At 71.6% G+C, this 19,937-nt stretch carries 18 protein-coding genes; 5 read left to right on the top strand and 13 right to left on the bottom strand.

The genetic code is table 11. The features are described from left to right. Positions 1 to 104: 104 nt before the first annotated feature. The 5 genes from ACZ7CD_RS05605 to ACZ7CD_RS05585 all read right to left on the bottom strand — a co-directional run bounded on the left by ACZ7CD_RS05605 (position 105) and on the right by ACZ7CD_RS05585 (position 4,816). Entirely contained in the window at positions 105 to 677 is a 573-nt protein-coding gene (locus ACZ7CD_RS05605) for a hypothetical protein (RefSeq protein WP_360385158.1), read from the bottom strand. Positions 678 to 742: 65 nt separating this feature from the next. After that, positions 743 to 1,285, bottom strand: a complete 543-nt coding sequence (locus ACZ7CD_RS05600) for a hypothetical protein (protein ID WP_470378359.1) — start codon at positions 1,283 to 1,285, stop codon at positions 743 to 745. Then, positions 1,282 to 1,830 carry a hypothetical protein gene (locus ACZ7CD_RS05595; protein ID WP_470378358.1) on the bottom strand — a complete coding sequence of 183 codons (549 nt, stop codon included), beginning with the start codon at positions 1,828 to 1,830 and terminating at the stop codon, positions 1,282 to 1,284. The genes ACZ7CD_RS05600 and ACZ7CD_RS05595 overlap by 4 nt, the downstream gene beginning before the upstream one ends. 43 nt (positions 1,831 to 1,873) lie before the next feature. Continuing rightward, entirely contained in the window at positions 1,874 to 2,443 is a 570-nt protein-coding gene (locus ACZ7CD_RS05590; protein WP_360385152.1) for a hypothetical protein, read from the bottom strand. A 63-nt stretch (positions 2,444 to 2,506) separates the two neighbouring features. After that, positions 2,507 to 4,816, bottom strand: a complete 2,310-nt coding sequence (locus tag ACZ7CD_RS05585) for a sodium-translocating pyrophosphatase (protein WP_458429664.1) — start codon at positions 4,814 to 4,816, stop codon at positions 2,507 to 2,509. A 215-nt stretch (positions 4,817 to 5,031) separates the two neighbouring features. Between ACZ7CD_RS05585 and ACZ7CD_RS05580 the strand changes: the two genes are divergently transcribed. Both ACZ7CD_RS05580 and ACZ7CD_RS05575 read left to right on the top strand, forming a co-directional pair. Then, a complete protein-coding gene (locus ACZ7CD_RS05580) occupies positions 5,032 to 7,329 on the top strand; it encodes a DEAD/DEAH box helicase (protein ID WP_360385148.1) in 2,298 nt (765 codons plus the stop codon). A gap of 501 nt (positions 7,330 to 7,830) precedes the next feature. Beyond that, on the top strand, positions 7,831 to 8,601 hold the full coding sequence (locus ACZ7CD_RS05575; protein WP_470378357.1) for an aminoglycoside adenylyltransferase domain-containing protein: 771 nt from the start codon (positions 7,831 to 7,833) through the stop codon (positions 8,599 to 8,601). A gap of 449 nt (positions 8,602 to 9,050) precedes the next feature. On the opposite strand, the gene ACZ7CD_RS05570 is transcribed toward ACZ7CD_RS05575, so the two are convergent. The 8 genes from ACZ7CD_RS05570 to ssd all read right to left on the bottom strand — a co-directional run bounded on the left by ACZ7CD_RS05570 (position 9,051) and on the right by ssd (position 15,192). After that, positions 9,051 to 9,671, bottom strand: a complete 621-nt coding sequence (locus tag ACZ7CD_RS05570; RefSeq protein WP_458429667.1) for a bifunctional DNA primase/polymerase — start codon at positions 9,669 to 9,671, stop codon at positions 9,051 to 9,053. Positions 9,672 to 9,865: 194 nt separating this feature from the next. Further along, entirely contained in the window at positions 9,866 to 10,327 is a 462-nt protein-coding gene (locus ACZ7CD_RS05565) for an Rv3654c family TadE-like protein (RefSeq protein ID WP_470378356.1), read from the bottom strand. Continuing rightward, the gene (locus tag ACZ7CD_RS05560; RefSeq protein WP_470378355.1) at positions 10,324 to 10,623 is read right to left on the bottom strand and encodes a TadE family type IV pilus minor pilin; all 300 of its coding nucleotides are present in this window, start codon (positions 10,621 to 10,623) and stop codon (positions 10,324 to 10,326) included. Before ACZ7CD_RS05560 ends, ACZ7CD_RS05565 begins: the two co-directional genes overlap by 4 nt. A gap of 10 nt (positions 10,624 to 10,633) precedes the next feature. After that, on the bottom strand, positions 10,634 to 10,795 hold the full coding sequence (locus tag ACZ7CD_RS05555; RefSeq protein WP_458429669.1) for a DUF4244 domain-containing protein: 162 nt from the start codon (positions 10,793 to 10,795) through the stop codon (positions 10,634 to 10,636). Positions 10,796 to 10,808: 13 nt separating this feature from the next. Further along, positions 10,809 to 11,336 carry a type II secretion system F family protein gene (locus tag ACZ7CD_RS05550; protein WP_360385136.1) on the bottom strand — a complete coding sequence of 176 codons (528 nt, stop codon included), beginning with the start codon at positions 11,334 to 11,336 and terminating at the stop codon, positions 10,809 to 10,811. Beyond that, positions 11,333 to 12,097 carry a type II secretion system F family protein gene (locus tag ACZ7CD_RS05545; protein ID WP_470378354.1) on the bottom strand — a complete coding sequence of 255 codons (765 nt, stop codon included), beginning with the start codon at positions 12,095 to 12,097 and terminating at the stop codon, positions 11,333 to 11,335. Before ACZ7CD_RS05545 ends, ACZ7CD_RS05550 begins: the two co-directional genes overlap by 4 nt. Continuing rightward, a complete protein-coding gene (locus tag ACZ7CD_RS05540) occupies positions 12,091 to 13,197 on the bottom strand; it encodes a TadA family conjugal transfer-associated ATPase (RefSeq protein WP_470369626.1) in 1,107 nt (368 codons plus the stop codon). Before ACZ7CD_RS05540 ends, ACZ7CD_RS05545 begins: the two co-directional genes overlap by 7 nt. Before the next feature lie 960 nt (positions 13,198 to 14,157). Further along, a complete protein-coding gene (ssd, locus tag ACZ7CD_RS05535) occupies positions 14,158 to 15,192 on the bottom strand; it encodes a septum site-determining protein Ssd (RefSeq protein ID WP_470378353.1) in 1,035 nt (344 codons plus the stop codon). 437 nt (positions 15,193 to 15,629) lie between these two features. Between ssd and ACZ7CD_RS05530 the strand changes: the two genes are divergently transcribed. From ACZ7CD_RS05530 to ACZ7CD_RS05520, 3 genes are all read left to right on the top strand, one after another. Continuing rightward, complete coding sequence (locus ACZ7CD_RS05530; RefSeq protein WP_360385128.1) at positions 15,630 to 16,424, top strand: HAD-IB family hydrolase; 795 nt, start codon at positions 15,630 to 15,632, stop codon at positions 16,422 to 16,424. Between the two features lie 651 nt (positions 16,425 to 17,075). After that, entirely contained in the window at positions 17,076 to 18,728 is a 1,653-nt protein-coding gene (locus tag ACZ7CD_RS05525) for a glycoside hydrolase family 3 protein (protein WP_470378401.1), read from the top strand. Continuing rightward, the gene (locus ACZ7CD_RS05520) at positions 18,725 to 19,933 is read left to right on the top strand and encodes an exo-beta-N-acetylmuramidase NamZ family protein (RefSeq protein WP_470378352.1); all 1,209 of its coding nucleotides are present in this window, start codon (positions 18,725 to 18,727) and stop codon (positions 19,931 to 19,933) included. The genes ACZ7CD_RS05525 and ACZ7CD_RS05520 overlap by 4 nt, the downstream gene beginning before the upstream one ends. The last annotated feature ends 4 nt before the right edge of the window (positions 19,934 to 19,937 follow it).

Below are 19,937 nucleotides of genomic sequence, written 5' to 3'. Positions count from 1 at the left end.
CGCCAGTGTTGCCCAGCGCCGGCCGAAAAGCACACCATCCGTCATGTCTTCTGCGACGCCTGTTCGACGAGACAGAGTGACACAACCCCGCCGGACTGCCCCGCTCAGGCCGCCGGCCAAGTGCTCATCGCCACCCCGTGGGGAGGGCTTCCGACCAGCTCAGCGAGCCTTGCGAGCCGTCGGCGGCCGGTTACCCGCAGCGCCGGTGCCCCTACCAGGGTGCACGGAAGTCCGGACTGGAGCAGGGCATTTTGCAACGGTGCGTGTGTCTGGGGTGCGTTGGGGTCCAAACCGAGCAGGTAGGCCGACTCCGACCAGCTGCCGGCGGCCAGCGCCCAGACCCGGAGCACCGCCCCGTTCAGCTCGAAGCCGGCGGGCACCGTCTTCGCGGTCCCGTTCAGCCAGTGGGCGGCCAGCGGGGTGAGGTCGGTGCGGAACGGCGTGCGGACGAAGCGCGTGCCTTCGTCGTCGACGCACAGCTCGGAGGTGACGCCGCGCTCGTCGCAGGCCTGCTTGAGGGGCCGGTAGCGCCACTCGTCGCGCAGTTCGACGTACACGCGGGCCGCTGTGCCGCGTGCGAAGCTGACGGCCTGCCCCGGCCCGCAGAGGAAGCCGGCGAGGTCCGCCTTGGCCGGCGTGCGCGCCTCGGCCGAGAAGAAGGACAGCTGCCCCACCACGGCCCACAGAGTAGAACAGGCGTTCGACTGTGACCAGTGGCGCACGCGTGGCCACACCGGTTGGACTACTGCTTCGCCTTCAGCTCGGAGCACGGTCGCGACCGGCCGACGGCGGCCGCGTACTTGGGCGACCGCTCCAGCGCGTCGAACGTGGCCCGCAGCTGTTCGGGCGTGCTGACCTGCGACGTCCTCGCCAGCACCTGCTCGGCGTCGTCCCAGAACCCGGCGTCCGCGGCGAGCACGGTGATCGGGTCCTTCGCCGCCTCGTAGGACTTCGCGGACTCGGTGAAGTACCTGACCGTGCCGTCGTGGACGTCCCGCAGTTCATCCGACGGTGAGCCGAGCTCGGTCAGCTCCCGCACCGCGTCGGTGAGGGCGGCGGCGTTCGCGGTGACGAGCTTGAGGTAGGCGGCCTTGACCGCGGCCGGGTCGGCGGGGTCCTGGGCCTGCAGCTCCTGCCCTGCCCTCAGACCGGGCAGGACACCGCCGCAGAACGCGTCGACCCACCGGCCCTGGGCGTCGGTGAGGGGCTTGTCCTCGTCCGAACCGCACGCCGTCAGCAGCGCCGCGGCGGCCAGCACCGCCGTGACCAGCCTGGTCCGGGTCACCGGGGTAGCTCCTCGCACTTGCCCGCCTTCTTCATCGGCTCGGCCAGCCCGCTGTCCTCGAAGCGCTTGCGCACGTCGGCGCCGGTGTTCTCGAACGCGGCGGCCTTGGTCATCAGTTCGGTGAACGCGGTGACCACCGCGGTCGCGTCGGACGAGGAGTCGATCTTCGACCTGGTGTCGGAGAGCACCGCCTTGAACTCCCCCGTGCTGTTCTCCACCGCCCCGACCAGCTCCTTCGCCTTCGGGTGCGGTCCGTCCTCCAGCGCCTTCAGGTCGTTCACCGACCGGTCGGCGGCGGTGATCTGGGTGGTCAGCCAGCCCGAGAGCCCGGCCTTGAGCTTCGCCGGGTCGCTCAGGTCGATGGACGGCTCCCCCGCCATGGCCTTCGTCGTGCCGCCGACGGCGCCGCAGACCTGGTCCAGCCACGCCACGACGTCGACCTCGGTGGGCGCCGCGGGCGTGGACGCGGGGGTGCCGCCGGTGCAGGAGGCCAGGGCCAGGCTCGTGACGACGGCGAGGACTGCGCGTGCGGTGGAGCGGGTCATGGGCCGCAAGCTACTCCGGGCGGTGGTGCCGCACAGGTCGGGCTCAGCCCGTGGGGGCGGCGCCGAGCCGCTGCATCTCCTGGCACTTCTGCGCGCTCTGGGCGGCCTTCTGCAGCTCGGGAACGGCCTTGAGGTCCCTCAGCGGGTCGGCGAGCTCGGAGAGCTTGGAGATCGCCTCTCCCGCCGCCTGCAGGCCGCCGGTGGCGTCGTTGGCGTCCGCCTGCTCGATCTTCACCTTGGCGTCGGCGAACAGCGTGCCGAGCGCGGTGAAGGTCTCCGACATCTTCGTCACGGCCTCGTCACCGCCCGCGACGGGCGACGGCCCGACCTGCTTGAGGTCGGCGGCGGACTTGGTGAACGCGTCGGCGTGCTGGCCCATGTAGGCGGCCATCTCGGCCTTGAGCTTGGCGGGGTCGCCCGCGTCGAGCTTCGGCGCCGTCTTGTCGACCTTGGCGAACGCGGACGCCGCGCCGCAGACCTTGTCCATGTAGGTGACGGCGGCGGCGTCGGGCTGGCCGCTGGTCGGCGTGGACGTGCCGGAGTTGCCGCCGTTGGTGCACCCGGCCAGCGCGATGGCGGCAACTGCGGTAGTGGCGACGAGGCTGCGCCTCATGTCGTAACTCCTCGGTCGGGGTACGTCGGTGGACACCCGAACGTACCCCGACCGGCGGTGGAACTACGCGGCGCCGTTGCTGACGGCCTCCGCGGGCGAGTCGGCGATCGCCGTTCCGCGGCGCTTCGACACGATGATCGCGCCGATGATGATGACGGTGGCGACCACCGCGATCGCGATGCGCAGCGGCGCGGACGCGTCCGGGCCGATGGAGAACGTCACGACGGCGGGGGCGATCAGCACCGAGACCAGGTTCATGACCTTGATCAGCGGGTTGATGGCCGGGCCGGCGGTGTCCTTGAACGGGTCACCGACGGTGTCGCCGATGACGGTCGCGGCGTGGGCCTCGGAGCCCTTGCCGCCGTGGTTGCCGTCCTCGACCAGCTTCTTCGCGTTGTCCCACGCCCCACCGGAGTTGGCCAGGAACACCGCCATCAGCGTGCCGGTGGCGATAGCGCCGGCGAGGTAGCCGGCCAGCGGGCCGACGCCGAGGCCGAAGCCGACGGCGATCGGGGCGAGCACGGCCATCAGACCGGGGGTCGCGAGCTCGCGCAGCGAGTCCCTGGTGCAGATGTCGACGACGCGGCCGTACTCCGGCTTGACCGAGTAGTCCATGATGCCCGGGTTCTCGCGGAACTGGCGGCGCACCTCGAACACGATGGCACCGGCGGCGCGCGTCACGGCGTTGACCGCGAGGCCCGAGAACATGAACACGACGGCCGCGCCGATGGCGACGCCGACGAGGACGTTCGGGCTGAACACCACGTTGGTGAACGAGATGGGCAGCGAGCCGATCTCGTTGCCGATCTTCAGCACGGCCTGGTCGATCGCGTCCTTGTAGGAGCCGAACAGCGCCGTCGCGGCGAGCACGGCGGTCGCGATCGCGATGCCCTTGGTGATGGCCTTGGTCGTGTTGCCGACGGCGTCGAGCTCGGTGAGGATCTGCGCGCCCTCGCCGTGCACGTCACCGGACATCTCGGCGATGCCCTGCGCGTTGTCCGAGACCGGGCCGAAGGTGTCCATCGCGACGATGACGCCGACGGTGGTCAGCAGACCACAACCGGCCAGCGCGATCGCGAACAGCGCGACGACGACCGAACCGGACAGCAGGAACGCGCCGTAGACGGCGGCACCGATGACCAGCGCGGTGTAGACGGCCGACTCGAAACCGACCGAGATGCCGGACAGGATGACGGTGGCCGCACCGGTCAGCGAGGTCTTGCCGACCTCCTGCACCGGCTTGTGCTCGGTGCCGGTGTAGTAGCCGGTCAGCCAGAGGATGACGCCGGCCAGCACGATGCCGATGATCACCGCGACGGACGCGATCAGCGCCGGGTTGCCGCTGGTGCCCTTGATCGCGTCGGAGATGCCGTTGAGGTCGGCGAAGGAGCTCGGCAGGTACGTGAAGGCCGCGATCGTGCACAGCACCGCGGAGATGACCGCGGAGATGTAGAAGGAGCGGTTGATGGCGGAAAGGCCGCTTTCGCCCACCTTCGCCCTGGTCGTGTAGACGCCGATGACCGCGGTCAGCACGCCGATCGCCGGGACGATCAGCGGGAACAGCAGGCCCTGCACACCGAACGCGGCGGTGCCGAGGATCAGCGACGCGACCAGCGTGACGGCGTAGGACTCGAAGAGGTCCGCGGCCATGCCGGCGCAGTCACCGACGTTGTCGCCCACGTTGTCCGCGATGGTCGCGGCGTTGCGGGGGTCGTCCTCGGGGATGCCCTGCTCGACCTTGCCGACCAGGTCGGCGCCGACGTCGGCGGCCTTGGTGAAGATGCCGCCACCGACGCGCATGAACATCGCGAGCAGCGCGGCACCGAAACCGAAGCCCTCCAGGACCTTCGGGGCCTGACCGGCGTACACGAGCACGACGAGCGCCGCGCCGAAGAGGCCGAGGCCGACCGTGGTCATGCCGACCACGCCGCCGGTGCGGAACGCGATGCGCGTCGCCTTTTCACGACCGCCTTCTTCGTTCGCGGCGGCGGCGACACGCACGTTGGCGCGCGTGGACAACCACATGCCCAGGTAGCCGATGATCGCCGAGAACGCGGCACCGACGATGAAGAACAAAGATCGGCCGATTCGTTCGGCCAAATCATCTGCCGGTAGCGCGAACAGCAGCACGAACACGATCACGACAAAGATGCCGAGCGTGCGGAACTGCCGGTTGAGGTAGGCCGCTGCGCCCTCCTGAACCGCCCTGGCGATGTCCTGCATCTTGTCGGTGCCCTGGCCGGCGGCCAGCACCTCCTTGAGCAGCACGTACCCGACGGCGAGAGCAGCCAGGGCGACCACGGCGACCACGGCTACGACGCCGCGATCACCTCCGGAGAGCTCAAGGCCCTCCGCGAGGAATTGCCGGGACATCCGTCCTCCTGGTGAGTTGCCATGTGCAGCGCCAAGGCAGACCAGCCGCCCAGCGCGACGTGACGCATCCCTCATTGGATGCGATGAGCGGGGAGTCTAGGGGCTGGTTGCAACAAGGCAACGAACCGTCCCGAAGCGTGCACACACCGTTATCCGCGCTGGAAGTCGACCGCGACCCGGTCCGGACTGTCGGTGGTGTATGCGAAGCTCGAGTCGTGGTGGATCAGGGACGCCGGTTGCTGGACCGGGTGCTGGCGGGCACGCCCGCCGGGGAGTCGCCCCTCACGCACGCGCGCGATCTCCCGTTGCGGCGGGCTGATCACGTGCAATGGCCGTCGTGGGCGGCCTCGGCGGTGGTCGAGGCGTTCGCGGAGACGGGGGTGCGCGAGCCGTGGCGGCACCAGGTCGAGGCGGCCGAGCTGGCGTGGTCCGGGCGGCACGTGGTGCTCGCCACGGGCACCGCGTCGGGCAAGTCGCTCGCCTACCAACTGCCGGTGCTTTCCACTCTTTTGGCGGACACGAGGGCCACCGCGCTGTACCTGTCCCCCACCAAAGCCCTTGGCGCGGACCAGCTCCGCTCGCTCGACGAGCTGGGGATCAAGGGGGTGCGCGCGTCGGCCTACGACGGTGACACCCCGATGGCCGAACGGGACTGGGTGAAGGCCCACGCGAACTGGGTCTTCACCAACCCGGACATGCTGCACCGCTCAATCCTGCCGCAGCACCCGAAATGGTTGCGGTTCTTCCGCAGGCTGAAGTACGTGGTGATCGACGAGTGCCATTCCTACCGAGGTGTTTTCGGTTCGCACGTGGCGTTGTTGATGCGGCGGCTGCGGCGGGTGGCCCGCAAATACGGCGCGGACCCGATCTTCGTTTTGGCATCGGCCACTGTGGCTGATCCTTCCGCTTCGGCGGAAAGGCTGCTGGGCGTGCCGGTGTCCGCTGTCGTGGACGACTTCTCACCGCGTGCCTCGCGCACGGTGGCGTTGTGGGAGCCGCCGCTGACCTCTTTGGAGGGCGAGAACGGCGCGCCGGTGCGGCGGTCGGCGGGCGCGGAGACGTCGCGGATCCTCGCGGACCTGGTGGTGGAGGGTGCGCGGTCGCTCGCGTTCGTGCGCTCGCGGCGCGGTGCCGAGCTGACGGCGCTGGGCACCCAGCGGATTCTGTCCGAAGTGGATGGTGAGCTGCCCGCGCGGGTGGCCGCCTACCGGGGCGGGTTCCTGCCGGAGGAGCGGCGGGCGCTGGAGAAGGCGCTGTCCACGGGCGACCTGCTCGGCGTGGCGACGACGAACGCGCTGGAGCTGGGCGTCGACATCGCGGGCTTGGACGCCGTGGTGGTGGCGGGTTTCCCCGGCACCCTGGCGTCGTTCTGGCAGCAGGCCGGTCGCGCCGGGCGGTCCGGTGACAGCGCGCTGGTCGTGTTCGTGGCGCGGGACGACCCGCTGGACACGTACCTGGTGCACAACCCGGCGGCGGTGCTCGACCGGCCGGTCGAGGCGACCGTGCTGGACCCGATGAACCCGTACGTGCTCGGGCCGCAGCTGGCCTGCGCGGCCTCCGAGATGCCGCTGACGCGGGACTGCCTGCCGGACTTCGGCGGCGAGCTGGCGGAGTCCGTGCTGGCCGAGCTGGTGGCGGAGAAGCTGCTGCGCAAACGGCCCGCCGGCTGGTACTGGGCCTCGCACGACCGGCCGCACGCCGGGGTGGACATCCGCGGTTCCGGCGGCGAGCAGGTGGCGGTGGTGGAGGCCGACTCCGGCCGGATGCTCGGCACCGTCGACCCGGGATCGGCCAGCTGGCAGGTGCACCCCGGCGCCGTCTACCTGCACCAGGGCCGCTCGTACGTGGTCGACGAGCTCGACCTCGACAGCGGTCTCGCGCTGGTGCACCGCGAGGACCCGGAGTGGACGACCCAGCCGCGCGACTGCGTGGACATCACCGTCGTGCGGGAGGTGGAGCGGCAGGAGTTCGGCGGTGTGACGGTGTCGCTGGGCGAGGTGGAGGTGACCACGCAGGTCGTCGGCTACCTGCGCCGGCTGCCCTCGGGCGTGGTGCTCGACCAGATCCCGCTCGACCTGCCCGAGCAGACCCTGCGGACCCGTGCGGTCTGGTACACCGTCGACGAGTCGCTGCTGCTCGCCGCAGGCGTGGAAGCGAAGCGGACCCCCGGCGCACTGCACGCCGCCGAACACGCGGCGATCGGCCTGCTGCCGCTGTTCGCGACCTGCGACCGGTGGGACATCGGCGGCGTGTCGACGGCCGCGCACCCCGACACCGGCATGCCGACGGTGTTCGTCCACGACGGCCACCCCGGCGGCGCGGGCTTCGCCGACCGCGGCCACTCGGCGCTGCGGGCCTGGCTGTCGGCGACCCGCGCGGCGATCAAGGCCTGCACGTGCCCGATGGGCTGCCCGTCGTGCGTCCAGTCCCCCAAGTGCGGCAACGGCAACGACCCGCTGGACAAGGCCGGAGCGGTGCTGGTGCTGGACGTGGTGCTCGGGAAAATCACCTGACCGGTGCCGTCGCTCGTGGCTACGGTGTTGGTGTGAACGCAGGTAGCTGCAACGCGACTGATCGGACCCGCCGCTTCTAGGTGCGGCCGAGTCCGGACCTCCGCTGTGCCACGCGCGGGTGGATCGCTGCGCCGTGCCTTCCGGCGCGGCCGGTTCGACGCTCCGCTGTGCCTTCCGGCGCGGCCGACTTGATGCTTCGCCGTGCCACTCGCGGCTGGTGGACCGCTCCGGCGTGCCCTCTGGCGCGGCCGACTCGACGCTTCGCCGTCCTATTCGCGGCTGGCGGACCGTTTGGCCGTGCTCTCCGGCGCGGACAGCTCGACGCTCCGCGTGCAACGCGTGCGGGTGGACCGCTGCCGTGTCCACCGGCGCGGGCGACCCGGACCTCCACCGTTCCACGTGCGCGGCTGGTGAGCCGCTCCGCCGTGCCCTCCCGCGCGGCCGACGCGACGCTCTGCCGCGCCCGTCCCCCTTCTCGCCACGGGTTCCTTGGAGTCTGCCTTGTTCACGCCGTTTGCCGACCTCGACGCACTGCTCGACGACTTCGTCGCGTCGGTGCGCACCATCCTCGGCCCCACCTACGTGGGCGCCTACGTCCAGGGCTCGTTCGCCCTCGGCGCCGGGGACGTCCACTCCGACTGCGACTTCATCATCGCCTGCACCGAGCTGCCGTCCGGTGCCGCGCTGGAGGGTCTGCGGGTTCTCCACGACGAAATCCCCACCCGGCCTGGCCACTGGTCGACGGAGATCGAGGGTTCGTACGCCGACGTCGACTCGCTGCGGTCGGTCGCCGGTCTTGGTGTTCCGTGGCTGTTCAACGACCACGGCACCCGCACGCTGGAGTGGGACCTGCACTGCAACTCGCCGCACGCGCGGTGGATCCTGCGCAACCACGGCATCGTGCTGGACGGCCCGCCGATCGAGTCGCTGGTCGACGAGGTCCCGCCCGAGGCGCTGCGGTCGTCGATGCGCGCCGCACTGCCGCACGTGCTGGAGGGGATCCGCGGCTGGGCCCCGATGGGCAACGCCTGGACGCAGCGCTACATCGTCGCCGCGTACTGCCGGACGCTCTACACCATCCACGCCGGGGAGGTGGAGTCGAAGCGCGGCGCGCTGCTGTGGGGGTTGAAAATGCTCGATCAGCGGTGGCACCCGCTGATCGAGCAGGTCTTGGCGGACCGGGACCTCGGCTGGGACGCCGACGCGGTTCCTCGTCCGGGGAGCCTGGAGCAGACCTTCGCCTTCGCGGCCTGCTGCGAGCTCCTGCAGTGATCTTCGTGGGCGCGCGCCGCGGGCTCACGGGTACCCGCGGCGCGCGCTCTCCACGTGCCGAACACTGTGTTCCCGCCTGCTACCGCATCTCGACCGGATCCCGTGGAACATCGGCGGAATCTGGTTGTCCGTCCGAGCAGGACACGCGGGAGGCGACGGCGTCGACTGCTGTGGGACGAACTCCGGGGAGGAGCCGGCTTCGCCGATCGCGGCAGCGCAGGTGCTCTGCCACTAACGTTCCTCGGTCCGGTCGTGCTGCGGGAGGCTGTCCTTCGGGGTGCGTGTTCGGCTTTTCTGCCCTCTCCTGCGACCTCCCCCGAAGTGCGGGTGCGGAGGCAGGTCGTCGGATCGGGCTTGGTGGAACGGCCGTGCAGGGCATCGCCTTCGGGGTTGTCGGGGAGAGTCCACGACGACACCCAGCACGGCCGGGCTCTACATGTAGTTGTGTGTCAGACGGTTTCGAGCTGGAAGCGGGCCGGGGCGTGCAGCGCCTCGGCGAGCGCGTCCTGCACGACGTGCGCGTCCGGCAGGTTCCAGCCGCAGATCGACGGCTTGACCCGCCAGTGCACGACGCCGTGCGCCATCGGGGTGGGCGGCAGCGGGATGTACTCGCCCTGGCCGTACAGGTGGACGTCCGAGTTGTTGGCCAGCTCGGCGTTCAGCTTCGAGCCGGACTTCACCATGAACATCCACCGGCCGGACGGGGTCGCGGCGATCGGCACGGGAACGCTGATCGACCGCAGTGCGACGGCCGCGCGGCGGCCGAGGTCGGTGCCGACCTCGATCGCGTCCACACCGTGGCCGGTGGCGAGGAGGAGGCTGTAGGAACGGCCCGCCCACCAGGTGGCGACCTGGTCGGACCGGGTGCCGACGCGGTCGACCCAGTCGCGGTGGACCGGGATGGGTCCGTGGAGCTCGAGCCCGCTGCGGCCCGCCCACTGCGTCACACCCTGCTCGGAACCGGCCGGGTACGTGCCGGGCAGGACGGGCCAGCCGCGGTACGCAAGGCTCACGGCCTCCGCACGCAGTTCGATGCGGAAGGCCCCGCGCCAGCTGTCCGACCAGTCCATCTTCCTTCGCCTCCAAGGCTCTTGGCTCGACATCGACGTGGTGCCGGTGTTCGTAGGACACCGCGTCGGTGCCGCCACTACAACTAACGACACCGGGGCCGGGCTTGGTAACCCCCGCCTCGACAACTGGTCGGTACGGCACGGCGAGCGTGCTTCGGCTGAACGGGGAACCGAACTGTCAACAATTGGTTCGATCACCGTTCAGCATGTCCAGGCACGGGTGTGAGTCCGCTCACCGCCGATGAACGACCGCTCGTCGTGCTCCAAACGCTCTGATCTTCAGCCGGACCTGCTCTCGACCGAGCACTGACCGGGCCGAACGGCGTAGCCGCCGACACCTCGACGACCACCTCCCACCCGTTCACCGCACACGAGCCGAGCTCGCCACCGTTCTGCCGCGCAACGCGTTCCGCCTGCTCACACGCGTGCTGATCACCTTCGGCAAGACGAGCGGCAGCCGCGAGGGCGGCCAGATCGGCGGCGCCGGTCACCCGGTGCCGTGCGATGACCGCCGCGCCGAACTGCGCACCCGCTGCGGTGACGACGACCAGCAGCAACATCGCCATGACACCGCTCACCGCAGCCGATCCGCGCTCACCGCCAAGCGGTTCGCCGCTCGTCCCGCCGCTCGTCCCGCCGCTCGTCCCGCCGTTCACCGCGGCTCCACGACGGCGAACGCGGTCGCGGTGAGCAGCACGCCCAACGGTCCCCGCTGCCGCACGACGACGCGCACGGCATCGCCCTCGTCCTGGAACTCCGCCGTGGCACCGGGTGCGATCTGCGCAACGGCTTGGACCCCGCGCTGCCGTTCGCCGCGCGCCGACAACCGCGCCGCCTCGCGCGCCGCGTCCGTGCACCGGATCTGCTCGATCACCGCCGTGAGGCTCGCGGCCGCGAGTCCCATGGCGATGAGCAGTGCGCACACCGCGACCGCGGCTTCCACCGTGACCATGCCCCGGTCGTCAGACCGCCGACAGCGCACGCTGTATCAGCCCTTGCAACAGGTTCTGCACGAAGTCGCTCGTCACGACCGCGTAGATCACGCCTGCGAGCGCCGCCGCAGCGAGCGTGCCGATCGCGTACTCGACCGTGCTCATGCCGCTGTCGTCCTTGAGCAGTTCCATCTCGTTCGCCCTTCTAGTGGAGGATCTGGCCGGCCAGCCCCAGCACCACCGGCAGCACGCCGAGGCACAGGAAGGCCGGCAGGAAACACAGTGCGAGCGGCGCGGCCACGGCCACCGCGGCCCGCTGCGCCTTCGCCTCGGCCTGGTCGACGGCATCGGCGCGCGTCCGTTCGGCCAGCTCGGCGGCCTGCTGCGCGAGTGCCGCCCCTGACCGCGCGGTCCTGCGCGCGGCCCTGGCCAACGCCGCGGTCGCGGGGTCGTCGAGCGCCGTCGCCCACGCCGTGACCGGGTCCGCACCGAGCCGCAGCAGCTCGGCGACCCGGCCGAGCCCGTCGACGCGGACCGCCGCGATGGCCGTCGGCACCGGCAACCCGGCTTTGAGGCACGCGGCCAGCAGGTCCCAGGCGGCGGCCCGTTCGAACGGCCCGTCGGCCTTGCGCGGTGCGGGTGGCGGGTCGTTGGCCCGTGGCCGGAGGCGGTCGAGGGGACGTCGTGGCGGAGGTGCGACGAGCACCGCGAGGGCCAGGAGCAGGTAGGTCATGGCTCGGTGATCCGTTTCGTCCACCACAGGCCGGTCGCCAGGAGCACCGCGCCGGCGACGAGCAGCACCTGACCGGCCGCGGTGCCGGTGAGGACGCCGAGCGGTCGTGCTCCGCTGAGCTCGCCCAGCAGCACTCCGAACACCGGGAGCCCGGCCAGGACCAGCGCGCTCGCCCGCGGGCCTGCCATGCGGGCCCGCACCTGCCGTGCGAAGGCCAGGCGCCGGTCCAGGTCCGCCTTGGTCGCGTCCAGCACGTCGGCCAGCGCGACCCCGTGCCGGGCGGACACGTGCCAGGCCCTGGCGAGCTGGTCCACCGCGGTTCTGAGCAGCGGCTGGTCCAGCTCCCGCAACGCCCTCTCGACGTCACCGCCCCGCCTGGACGCGGCAGCCGCGGTCCGCAGCACCTCGTTCGCCGGCGCGGGCGTGTCCTGGGCGGCGCCCTCCGCTGCCGCTGCGGCGTGGGCCCCGGCCCTGAGCTCGTCGACCACGCCGCCGAGTCCGTTGCTCAACGCCTCGGTCGCGGCGTTCTGGGAGCGCTCTCGCCTGATGCGCCTGACGATCCGCCCGACGGTGACGGCGACGACCGCCGCGGCGAGCAGACCACCGAGGCCGGTGGTCAGGTAGACCGCCACGGCTGCGGCGAGCACCCAGAACCACTTCGGCACCGGGACTCCGCGGGCGGCAGCGGGTCTCAGCCGTCTGATGGGCTTGACGTGCGGCCACACCAGCAGTGCTGTCGCGAGCAGGAGCAGGCCTACCACGGCTTCTCCTTCCACCCGTGCTCCTTCGTCCACAGTGGATGGACGACGAGTCCGTTCTCCGTACGGCTGAAGGCGCCGATCTCGGCCAGTTGTCGTTCGCCGGTGTCGCAGCGGCGCATGTGCAACACGAGCCGGACCGCCGCGGTGACCTGGCTGTGCAGCGCTTGGCGGTCAAGCCCCGCCAGCGCTCCCAGCGCTTCGAGCCGGGCGGGCACCTCGGCCGGTGAGTTGGCGTGCAGGGTCCCCGCGCCACCCTCGTGGCCGGTGTTGAGCGAGGTGAGCAGCTCACGCACCTCCGCGCCCCTGACCTCGCCGACGACGATCCGGTCCGGCCGCATCCGCAACGCCTCGCGCACCAGCTCGCGAACGGTCACCTCCCCCGCGCCCTCGACGTTCGGCGGGCGGGCGACGAGCCGCACGAACTGCTCGTGATCCGGGCGCAGCTCGCCGGCGTCCTCCACGCACACGATCCGTTCGTTCGGCGGCACGCACCCGAGCAGCGCGGACAGCAACGACGTCTTGCCCGAGCCGGTGCCGCCCACCACGAGGAACGCCATCCGCCTGCGCACGACGGCTTTCAGCGTCCCGGCGATCTCCGCGTCGAACGTGCCGAGGTCTTGCAGCGCCTGGAGGTCGTGGGTCGCGGGGCGGAGGACGCGCAGGGACAGGCAGGTGTGGTCGGCGATCGGCGGGAGCACCGCGTGCATGCGCACCCCGCTGCCCGGCAACCAGCCGTCGACGCACGGCGAGGCGTCGTCCAGCCGCCGACCTGCGGCAACCGCGAGGCGCTGGGCGAGCCGACGGACGGCGTCCTCGTCGGGGAAGACGACGGCCGTGCGGCGCAGGCCGTCCGGGCCGTCGACCCAGACCTGGTCGGGTGCGGTGACCAGGACGTCGGTGGTGCCGGGGTCGGCCAGCAGCGGGTCGAGGGGGCCGGTGCCGCTGAACTCCTGGCGCAGGACCTGCAGCGCTTGCAGGACATCCGCGTCGGCGAGGACGCCGCCCGCCTCCGAGCGGACCGCCTGGGCGACGACCGCGGCGGTCATCTCGGCGTCGGTGCCCGCGAGGCGGTGGCGGACGCGGTCGATGAGGGTGCTCATGCCGGGGTCGCCGGTCCGGGGTGGCGGGCGTGGCGGCCGTACGGGATCTCGTTCGCGCGGTGGGTGAGGCGGAGCCAGGTTTCGGAGCACCAGGCGAGGAAGCGGGTCATGGGGAGCTCCTTCTGGGGTGGGTGGTGCGGGACGGCGGGAGTGGGCGGGGATGACGAGGGCTGGGCTGGGTGATAGGGGCCGGGGCGGGCTGGTGGGGGTGGGTGGCAGAGGGCGGGGATGGCGAGGGCTGGGCTGGGTGGCAGGAGCCGGGGCGGGTGGCAGGGGCGGGCTGGGTGACGGGGGCCGGAGTGGCAGAGGGCGGGGTGGGTGGCGCGGAGCGGGCGATGCGGAGGTCGGCGGAGCGCGGGGTGAGACGAGGGCAGGGGCGCGGGGCGGGGTTGCGAGGGCCGGAGCGAGGGCGGAGGTCGGGTGGCGGAAGCGGAGTGGCGGAGTGGCGGAGTGGCGGAGTGGCGGAGTGGCGGAGTGGCGGGGAGCGGACTGGCGGGGAGCGGACTGGCGGGGAGCGGGCGATGCGGAGGTCGACGGCGGCGCAGGGTGAGACGAGGGCGGGGTGAGGCGCGAGGACGGGTGGCGGGCAGCGGGCGAGGGCCGGTGCAGGGCGAGGGTTTGGCGCGCCGTGCGCGGGGCCGGGACGGTGGGTGTGGCGTAGGCCGGTGCGGCTGGCGGCTGGATGCGTTGCCAACGCGGGAAAAGCGGTCGGTGGCGCGTGAGAACGGCCTTGGTCGCGCGCCGCCCACGCGCGGGGAGGCGGCCGCGGGCAGGGCGGCGCTCTGCGGCGCGAAGCGTTGGTGTGCAGCGGTTCGCGAAGGCGGGGCGGGTCAGGGTGGGGGCTTCACGAATTTGTACGGGGGTTTGGTGGTGCGGCCGTACAGGGCGAGGTTCAGCAGCATGCGGGCGTAGGTGCGGATGCGGAGGGAGAGGTGGAGGCGGGGCATCGGGGGCGGCCTTTCAGGGGTGGAGGGACTGCAGGATCAGGCGGGCCGTGGTGGCGAGGGGGCCCTTGGGGTTGCGGGGGAGGTGGCCGCGGTCCAGGGCGGCGGGGAGGCCTGGTTCGGGGCGCATCTGGGTGAGCAGGGGGAGGCCGACGGCGGCGGCGATGTCGGGGGCGGACAGGCCCGAGGGGGACGGGCCGCGGACCACCAGGCGGGTGGGGGTGCCGTGGGTGCGGAGCAGGGTGGCGACGCGGGTGGCGGCGGCGGTGGCGCGCAGTTCTGCCGGGACGACCAGGACCGCGAGGTCGGTGCGGGAGAGGGCGGCTGTCGCGGCCGGGGTGGGGTGGCGGGGGAGGTCGCAGACGGTGGTGCAGCCGGAGCGGCGGGCCGCGTCGAGGACCGCGGACACGGCCTGTGGTTCCGGGGGTTCGGCGGTGCGGTCGCAGGACAGGACGCTCAGTGCGCCGGTGGTGGGCAGGACGGCGCGCAGGGAGGACATGGGGACGCGGCCGCCGGAGCAGTGGACGGAGGGCCAGCGGGCGCCGGTGGCCGACTCGGCGCCGAGGGTCAGGTCCAGGCCGCCGCCGAGCGGGTCGCAGTCGACGAGCAGGGTCTCGGTGCCGGTGGTGGCGGACTCGCGGGCGCAGGCGGTGGCGAGGACGGAGGCGCCGGCGCCGCCGCGGCCGCCGATGACGGACAGGACGCGGCCGGCGTCCGAGGGCGGGCCGTCGCGGACGTCCGTGAGCAGGGTGACGAGGGCCTCGGCCTCGGTGGGGAGCTCCAGCAGCGCGGCGGCGCCGATCGCCACGACCAGGGGCCATGGCGGGTCGCCGCCGTGCACGACCACGACGCCGGGGCGGCGCGGGAGGTCGGCGGCCACGCAGGCGGGCAGTGCCGCGGCGTCGAGGACCACCAGCGGTGCGAAGTGCCAGGACAGGCGCAGCGCGGGGACGTCCGGCGCGCAGGACAGCGGGCAGTCGGCGGCTGCCGCGAGGCGGAGCACCTCGTCGAGCAGGTGCGGGTCGGTGAGCAGGGCGAGGGGGTGGGTCATGGGATGAACGGTCGTCGGTCGTGATGAACGACACAACGGGGTGAAGATCGAGATGTGGACGAATCGCGGGATGTGGACAAGTCGCGATCTTCAGGCGCCGGCGGGCCCGGAACTGTCGGTGGTGTGTGCGACGCTGGGAGGTCGGGCCGCGGCGGCCGCAGAGGTCCAGTCGAGGTCACCGGGAAACGTGCCCGGGATATGGGACGACCCCCGCCAGGGGGGAGGGACGGGGGTCGTCAATGGTTCAGTCCCGGGGGGTCGGACTGAACCCGTCCGTCGAACCGGACTCTCCTACTGTATCCCCATGCGCCAGTGCCGCGCGCAACTTCCGCTACAGCCGTGGGGCAAGTTTCGGTAACCGTGCGGCAACACCGTTTTGTCCACCGGCGAAATGCCGCCCGAACGGCCTACTGACCAGTACACCTAAGCTGAGTCCCATGAGCCGGACCGCCGCCTTCTTCGACCTCGACAAGACCGTGATCGCGAAGTCGAGCACGCTGGCGTTCAGCCGTCCCTTCTTCCAGGAGGGGCTGATCAACCGCCGAGCGGTGCTGAAGAGCGCGTACGCCCAGTTCGTGTTCATGCTGGCCGGCGCGGACGCGGACCAGATGGACCGGATGCGCGCGCACATCACGGCGCTGGCGGCGGGCTGGGACGTCGAGCAGATCCGCAGCATCGTGAGCGAGACCCTGCACGACATCGTCGACCCGCTGGTCTACAAGGAGGCGACGCAGCTCATCGCCGACCACAAGGCGGAGGGCCACGACGTCGTCATCGTCAGCGCGTCGGGCGAGGAACTGGTCGCCCCGATCGCACAGCTGATCGGCGCGGACCACTCCGTCGGCACCCGGATGGTCGTGAACGGGGGCCGCTACACCGGTGACGTCGACTTCTACTGCGCCGGCGAGAACAAGGCGGTCGCCATCAAGCAGCTCGCCGCAGAACGCGGGTACGACCTCGCCACCTGCTACGCCTACTCCGACTCGGTGAGCGACATCCCGATGCTCGAGGTCGTCGGTCACCCGAACGCGGTGAACCCGGACCGCGGCCTGCGCCGGATCGCCGTCCAGAAGGACTGGCCGGTGCAGGTGTTCTCGGACCCGGTGAGCCTGCGCTCGCGCATCCCCACCCCGTCGGGCAGGACGGTCGCGGTCACGGCCATCAGCCTCGGTGCCGTCGCCGCCGCGGGGGCCGCCTGGTACGGCCTCCGGCGCAAGCGCAAGGGCGACTAGTCAAGGCTCGCGACCCGAAGAACAGCCATCGGGACGCGTACCGAGCAGTAGCGGCAACGGCCCGCACACGTGGTGTCCGCGTGGGTGCACACGTCTGCCCCGACAGCGGTACCCGGACGCCGGCACGACCGCGGAAACGCTGGAACGCCAGTGCTTTCACTACTGAACGTGGCTTGACCGGTGCACCCTTCCGAGCCCTTGCTGTGACCGGGCCCACGCACTTAAATAGGTGGTGCGGACCTCGGGTCGGCCAGGGACCTGGCGAAGAGGAGCCAGACTCCACCCCGGCGGAGCTCCGTGCGCGGACTTCGAGTACCCACGCGCAGCACGCCGCGGGAGGCTTGTCGTCTAGGGCCTGCGTACCGGGACGCCGGACGCCGAGGCCAGGGTTGTACGACACGAGTTGCACGCTTGGTAACTCGCAAGCCCGCGCTGAAGACGGGGCGCCCCATTCGTGGGGCGCCCCGTCTGCTTTTGTGTGAAAGCTCCGCGCGGACCCTGTGAAGAACTCGGCGCGTCGCCGGAATGCGCTCCCGTTGACCCATAGGCTTGGCGTCACTAACTTGCATAACAGGCCTGTTATCTCGTGGGAAGATCACCGGGAGGCACGACACCGTGCGGAAAATCGCCGCGCTCACCCTGGCCACCGCGATGCTCACGCTCGTGCCGGTACCGCGAGCGGACGCTTCGGTGATCACGCTGGGCGGCATGTCGCTGGAGGAGAAGGTCGGCCAGCTGTTCGTCACGTTCGTGAACGGCCAGGCAGCCGACGTCGCTCACCCGAAGAACCGGACCGACTTCGGCGTCGACACGCCCGCGGAGGTGGTGCGCAAGTACCACCCCGGTGGCGTCATCTACTTCAACAACTCCTCGCGCGACAACATCGACACCCCCAGGCAGATCGCGCAGCTCTCCAACGGCCTGCAGAAGGCGAGCAGCGTCCCGTTGCTCATCTCGACGGACCAGGAGATGGGTCTCGTCACGCGCATCGGCCCGCCGTTCAGCCAGCTGCCGGGCAACATGGCCCTGGGCGCGGGCCGGTCGGCGGAGGACGCCGAGGAAGCCGCGCGGATCACCGCGGCCGAGCTGCGTTCGATGGGCATCAACCAGAACTTCGCGCCGGACGCCGACGTCAACTCCAACCCGGCGAACCCGATCATCGGCGTGCGCAGCTTCTCCAGCGACCCGAAGCTCGCGGCCGAGATGACGAGGGCCCAGGTCGAGGGCTACGAGCAGCGCTGGTTCAGCCCCACCTCGGTCACCGCGACGGCCAAGCACTTCCCCGGTCACGGCGACACGTCCGAGGACAGCCACACCAGCCTGCCGGTCTCGAACCGCACGCTGGAGCAGTGGCGGGAGATCGACGCGCCGCCGTTCAAGGCCGCCATCGCCGCGAAGGTCGACTCGATCATGACCGCGCACATCCAGGTGCCGCAGATCGACCCGTCCGGCAACCCGGCCACGCTCTCGCCGCGGGTCATCACCGGTCTGCTGCGCGAGGAGCTCGGTTACGACGGAGTGGTCGTGACCGACTCGCTGGAGATGGCCGGTGTCCGCAAGCTGCACTCCGACGCCGAGATCCCGGTGCTCGCGCTGAAGGCGGGCGTCGACCAGCTGCTGATGCCGCCGAACCTCGGTCTCGCGATCAACAGCGTCATCGCCGCCGTGCGCAGCGGTGAGCTCTCCGAGCGGCGCATCGACCAGAGCGTGCTGCGCATCCTGAAGATGAAGCTCCTGCGCGGTGTCATGCTCAACGCCCAGGTCGACGCGGACGCGGCCGACCGGGTCGTCGGCTCCAACGCCGCCAAGGCCCAGCTCATCACCGACCGCACCATCACCGCGGTCCGCAACGACGGCCAGGCGCTCCCGCTGCAGGCCACCGCTCCCCTGGTCGTCGGCACCGGCGACGCACCGGTCGCGGCCCTCGCGACCAGGCTCAAAGCCGCCAAGGTCGTCACCGCCACGAGCCCGACACCGGCGCAGACCCAGCAGGCGCTGACGGCGGCCGCGAGCGCCGACAAGATCGTCGTGCTGACCAACAACCTGAGCACCCGCCCCGCACAGCTCGACCTGCTGGCCAAGCTCGTCGCCACGGGCAAGCCGGTCGTCGCGGTGGCCACCGGCAACCCGTACGACGTCGCGCACACCGACGCGAAGACGTGGCTCGCCACCTACTCGACCACGGCGGTGTCGATGGAGTCGCTCGCGAAGGTCCTGCTCGGCGACGCCAAGCCGCAGGGCAAGCTGCCCGTCGCGGTGCCAGGCCCGACCCCCTACCCGTTCGGGCACGGGGTGACCTGGTGAGGCGGCGGCACTTCCTCGCAGCCGGCGCGGCCCTGTCCGTCCCCCTCGCCACCACCGGGTCCGCGGCCGCCGACCGCAGGCTCACGACCGGCGCGCAGCGGCTGGCGCAGGACGGCTGGCGCAAGCTCAAGGGCCGCAAGGTCGGCGTGCTGACGAACCCGACGGGCGTGCTCACGGACCAGACGCACATCGTCGACTCGATGGTCGCGCACGACGCAAAGCCGACGGCGGTGTTCGGTCCGGAGCACGGGTTCCGCGGCACCGCGCAGGCCGGTGGTTCCGAGGGCGACTACCGGGACCCGCGCACCGGCATCCCGGTCTACGACGCGTACGGCGCGAACGCCACCAAGCTCGCGGCGATGTTCGCCAAGGCCGGCATCGACACGGTCGTCTTCGACATCGCGGACGTCGGCGCCCGCTTCTACACCTACATCTGGTCGCTCTACACGGCGATGCAGGCCGCGTCGGGCCTGGACTTCGTCGTCCTCGACCGCCCGAACCCGATCGGCGGCAGGGCGAACGGCCCGCAGCTCGACCCCGCGTACGCCACCGGTGTCGGCCTGAAGCCGATCGTGCAGCAGCACGGCATGACCGTCGGCGAGCTGGCCCGCTTCTACGTGGGCGAGTTCGGCGTCAAGACCCGCCTGGAGGTGGTCGACGTCCGCGACTGGCGGCGCGACCAGCTCGACACCGGCCTGCCGTGGGTGCCGCCCAGCCCGAACATGCCCACGCGGGACACCGCCCTGGTCTACCCCGGTACCTGCCTGTTCGAGGGCACCGTGCTGTCCGAGGGTCGCGGCACCACCCGCCCGTTCGAGACGGTCGGCGCTCCCGGCGTCGACTGGCGCTGGGCCGAGGCGTTGAACGCGATGGACCTCAGGGGTGTCCGGTTCCGCGAGACCCACTTCTCCCCCACGTTCCAGAAGTTCCAGGGCCAGACCTGCGGCGGCGTCACCGTGTCCGTGACCGACCCGCGCGAGTTCGACGCCATCAGGGCGGCCGTCGCCATGCTCGTCACCGCGAAGTCGCTGTACCCGGGCGTGTTCGCGTGGCGGCCGGACAACTGGATCGACAAGCTCAGCGGTTCCGACCGGCTGCGCACGATGATCGACGCCGGGGCGACCGCGGACGACGTGGTGGGCGCCTGGCAGCCGGAACTCCAGCAGTTCCGCCGCACCCGCCTGCCCTACCTGCGCTACCGGTGAGGAC

This window comes from Lentzea sp. NPDC036949, from assembly GCF_055608075.1.
This window is presented reverse-complemented; position numbering and strand designations above follow the sequence as displayed.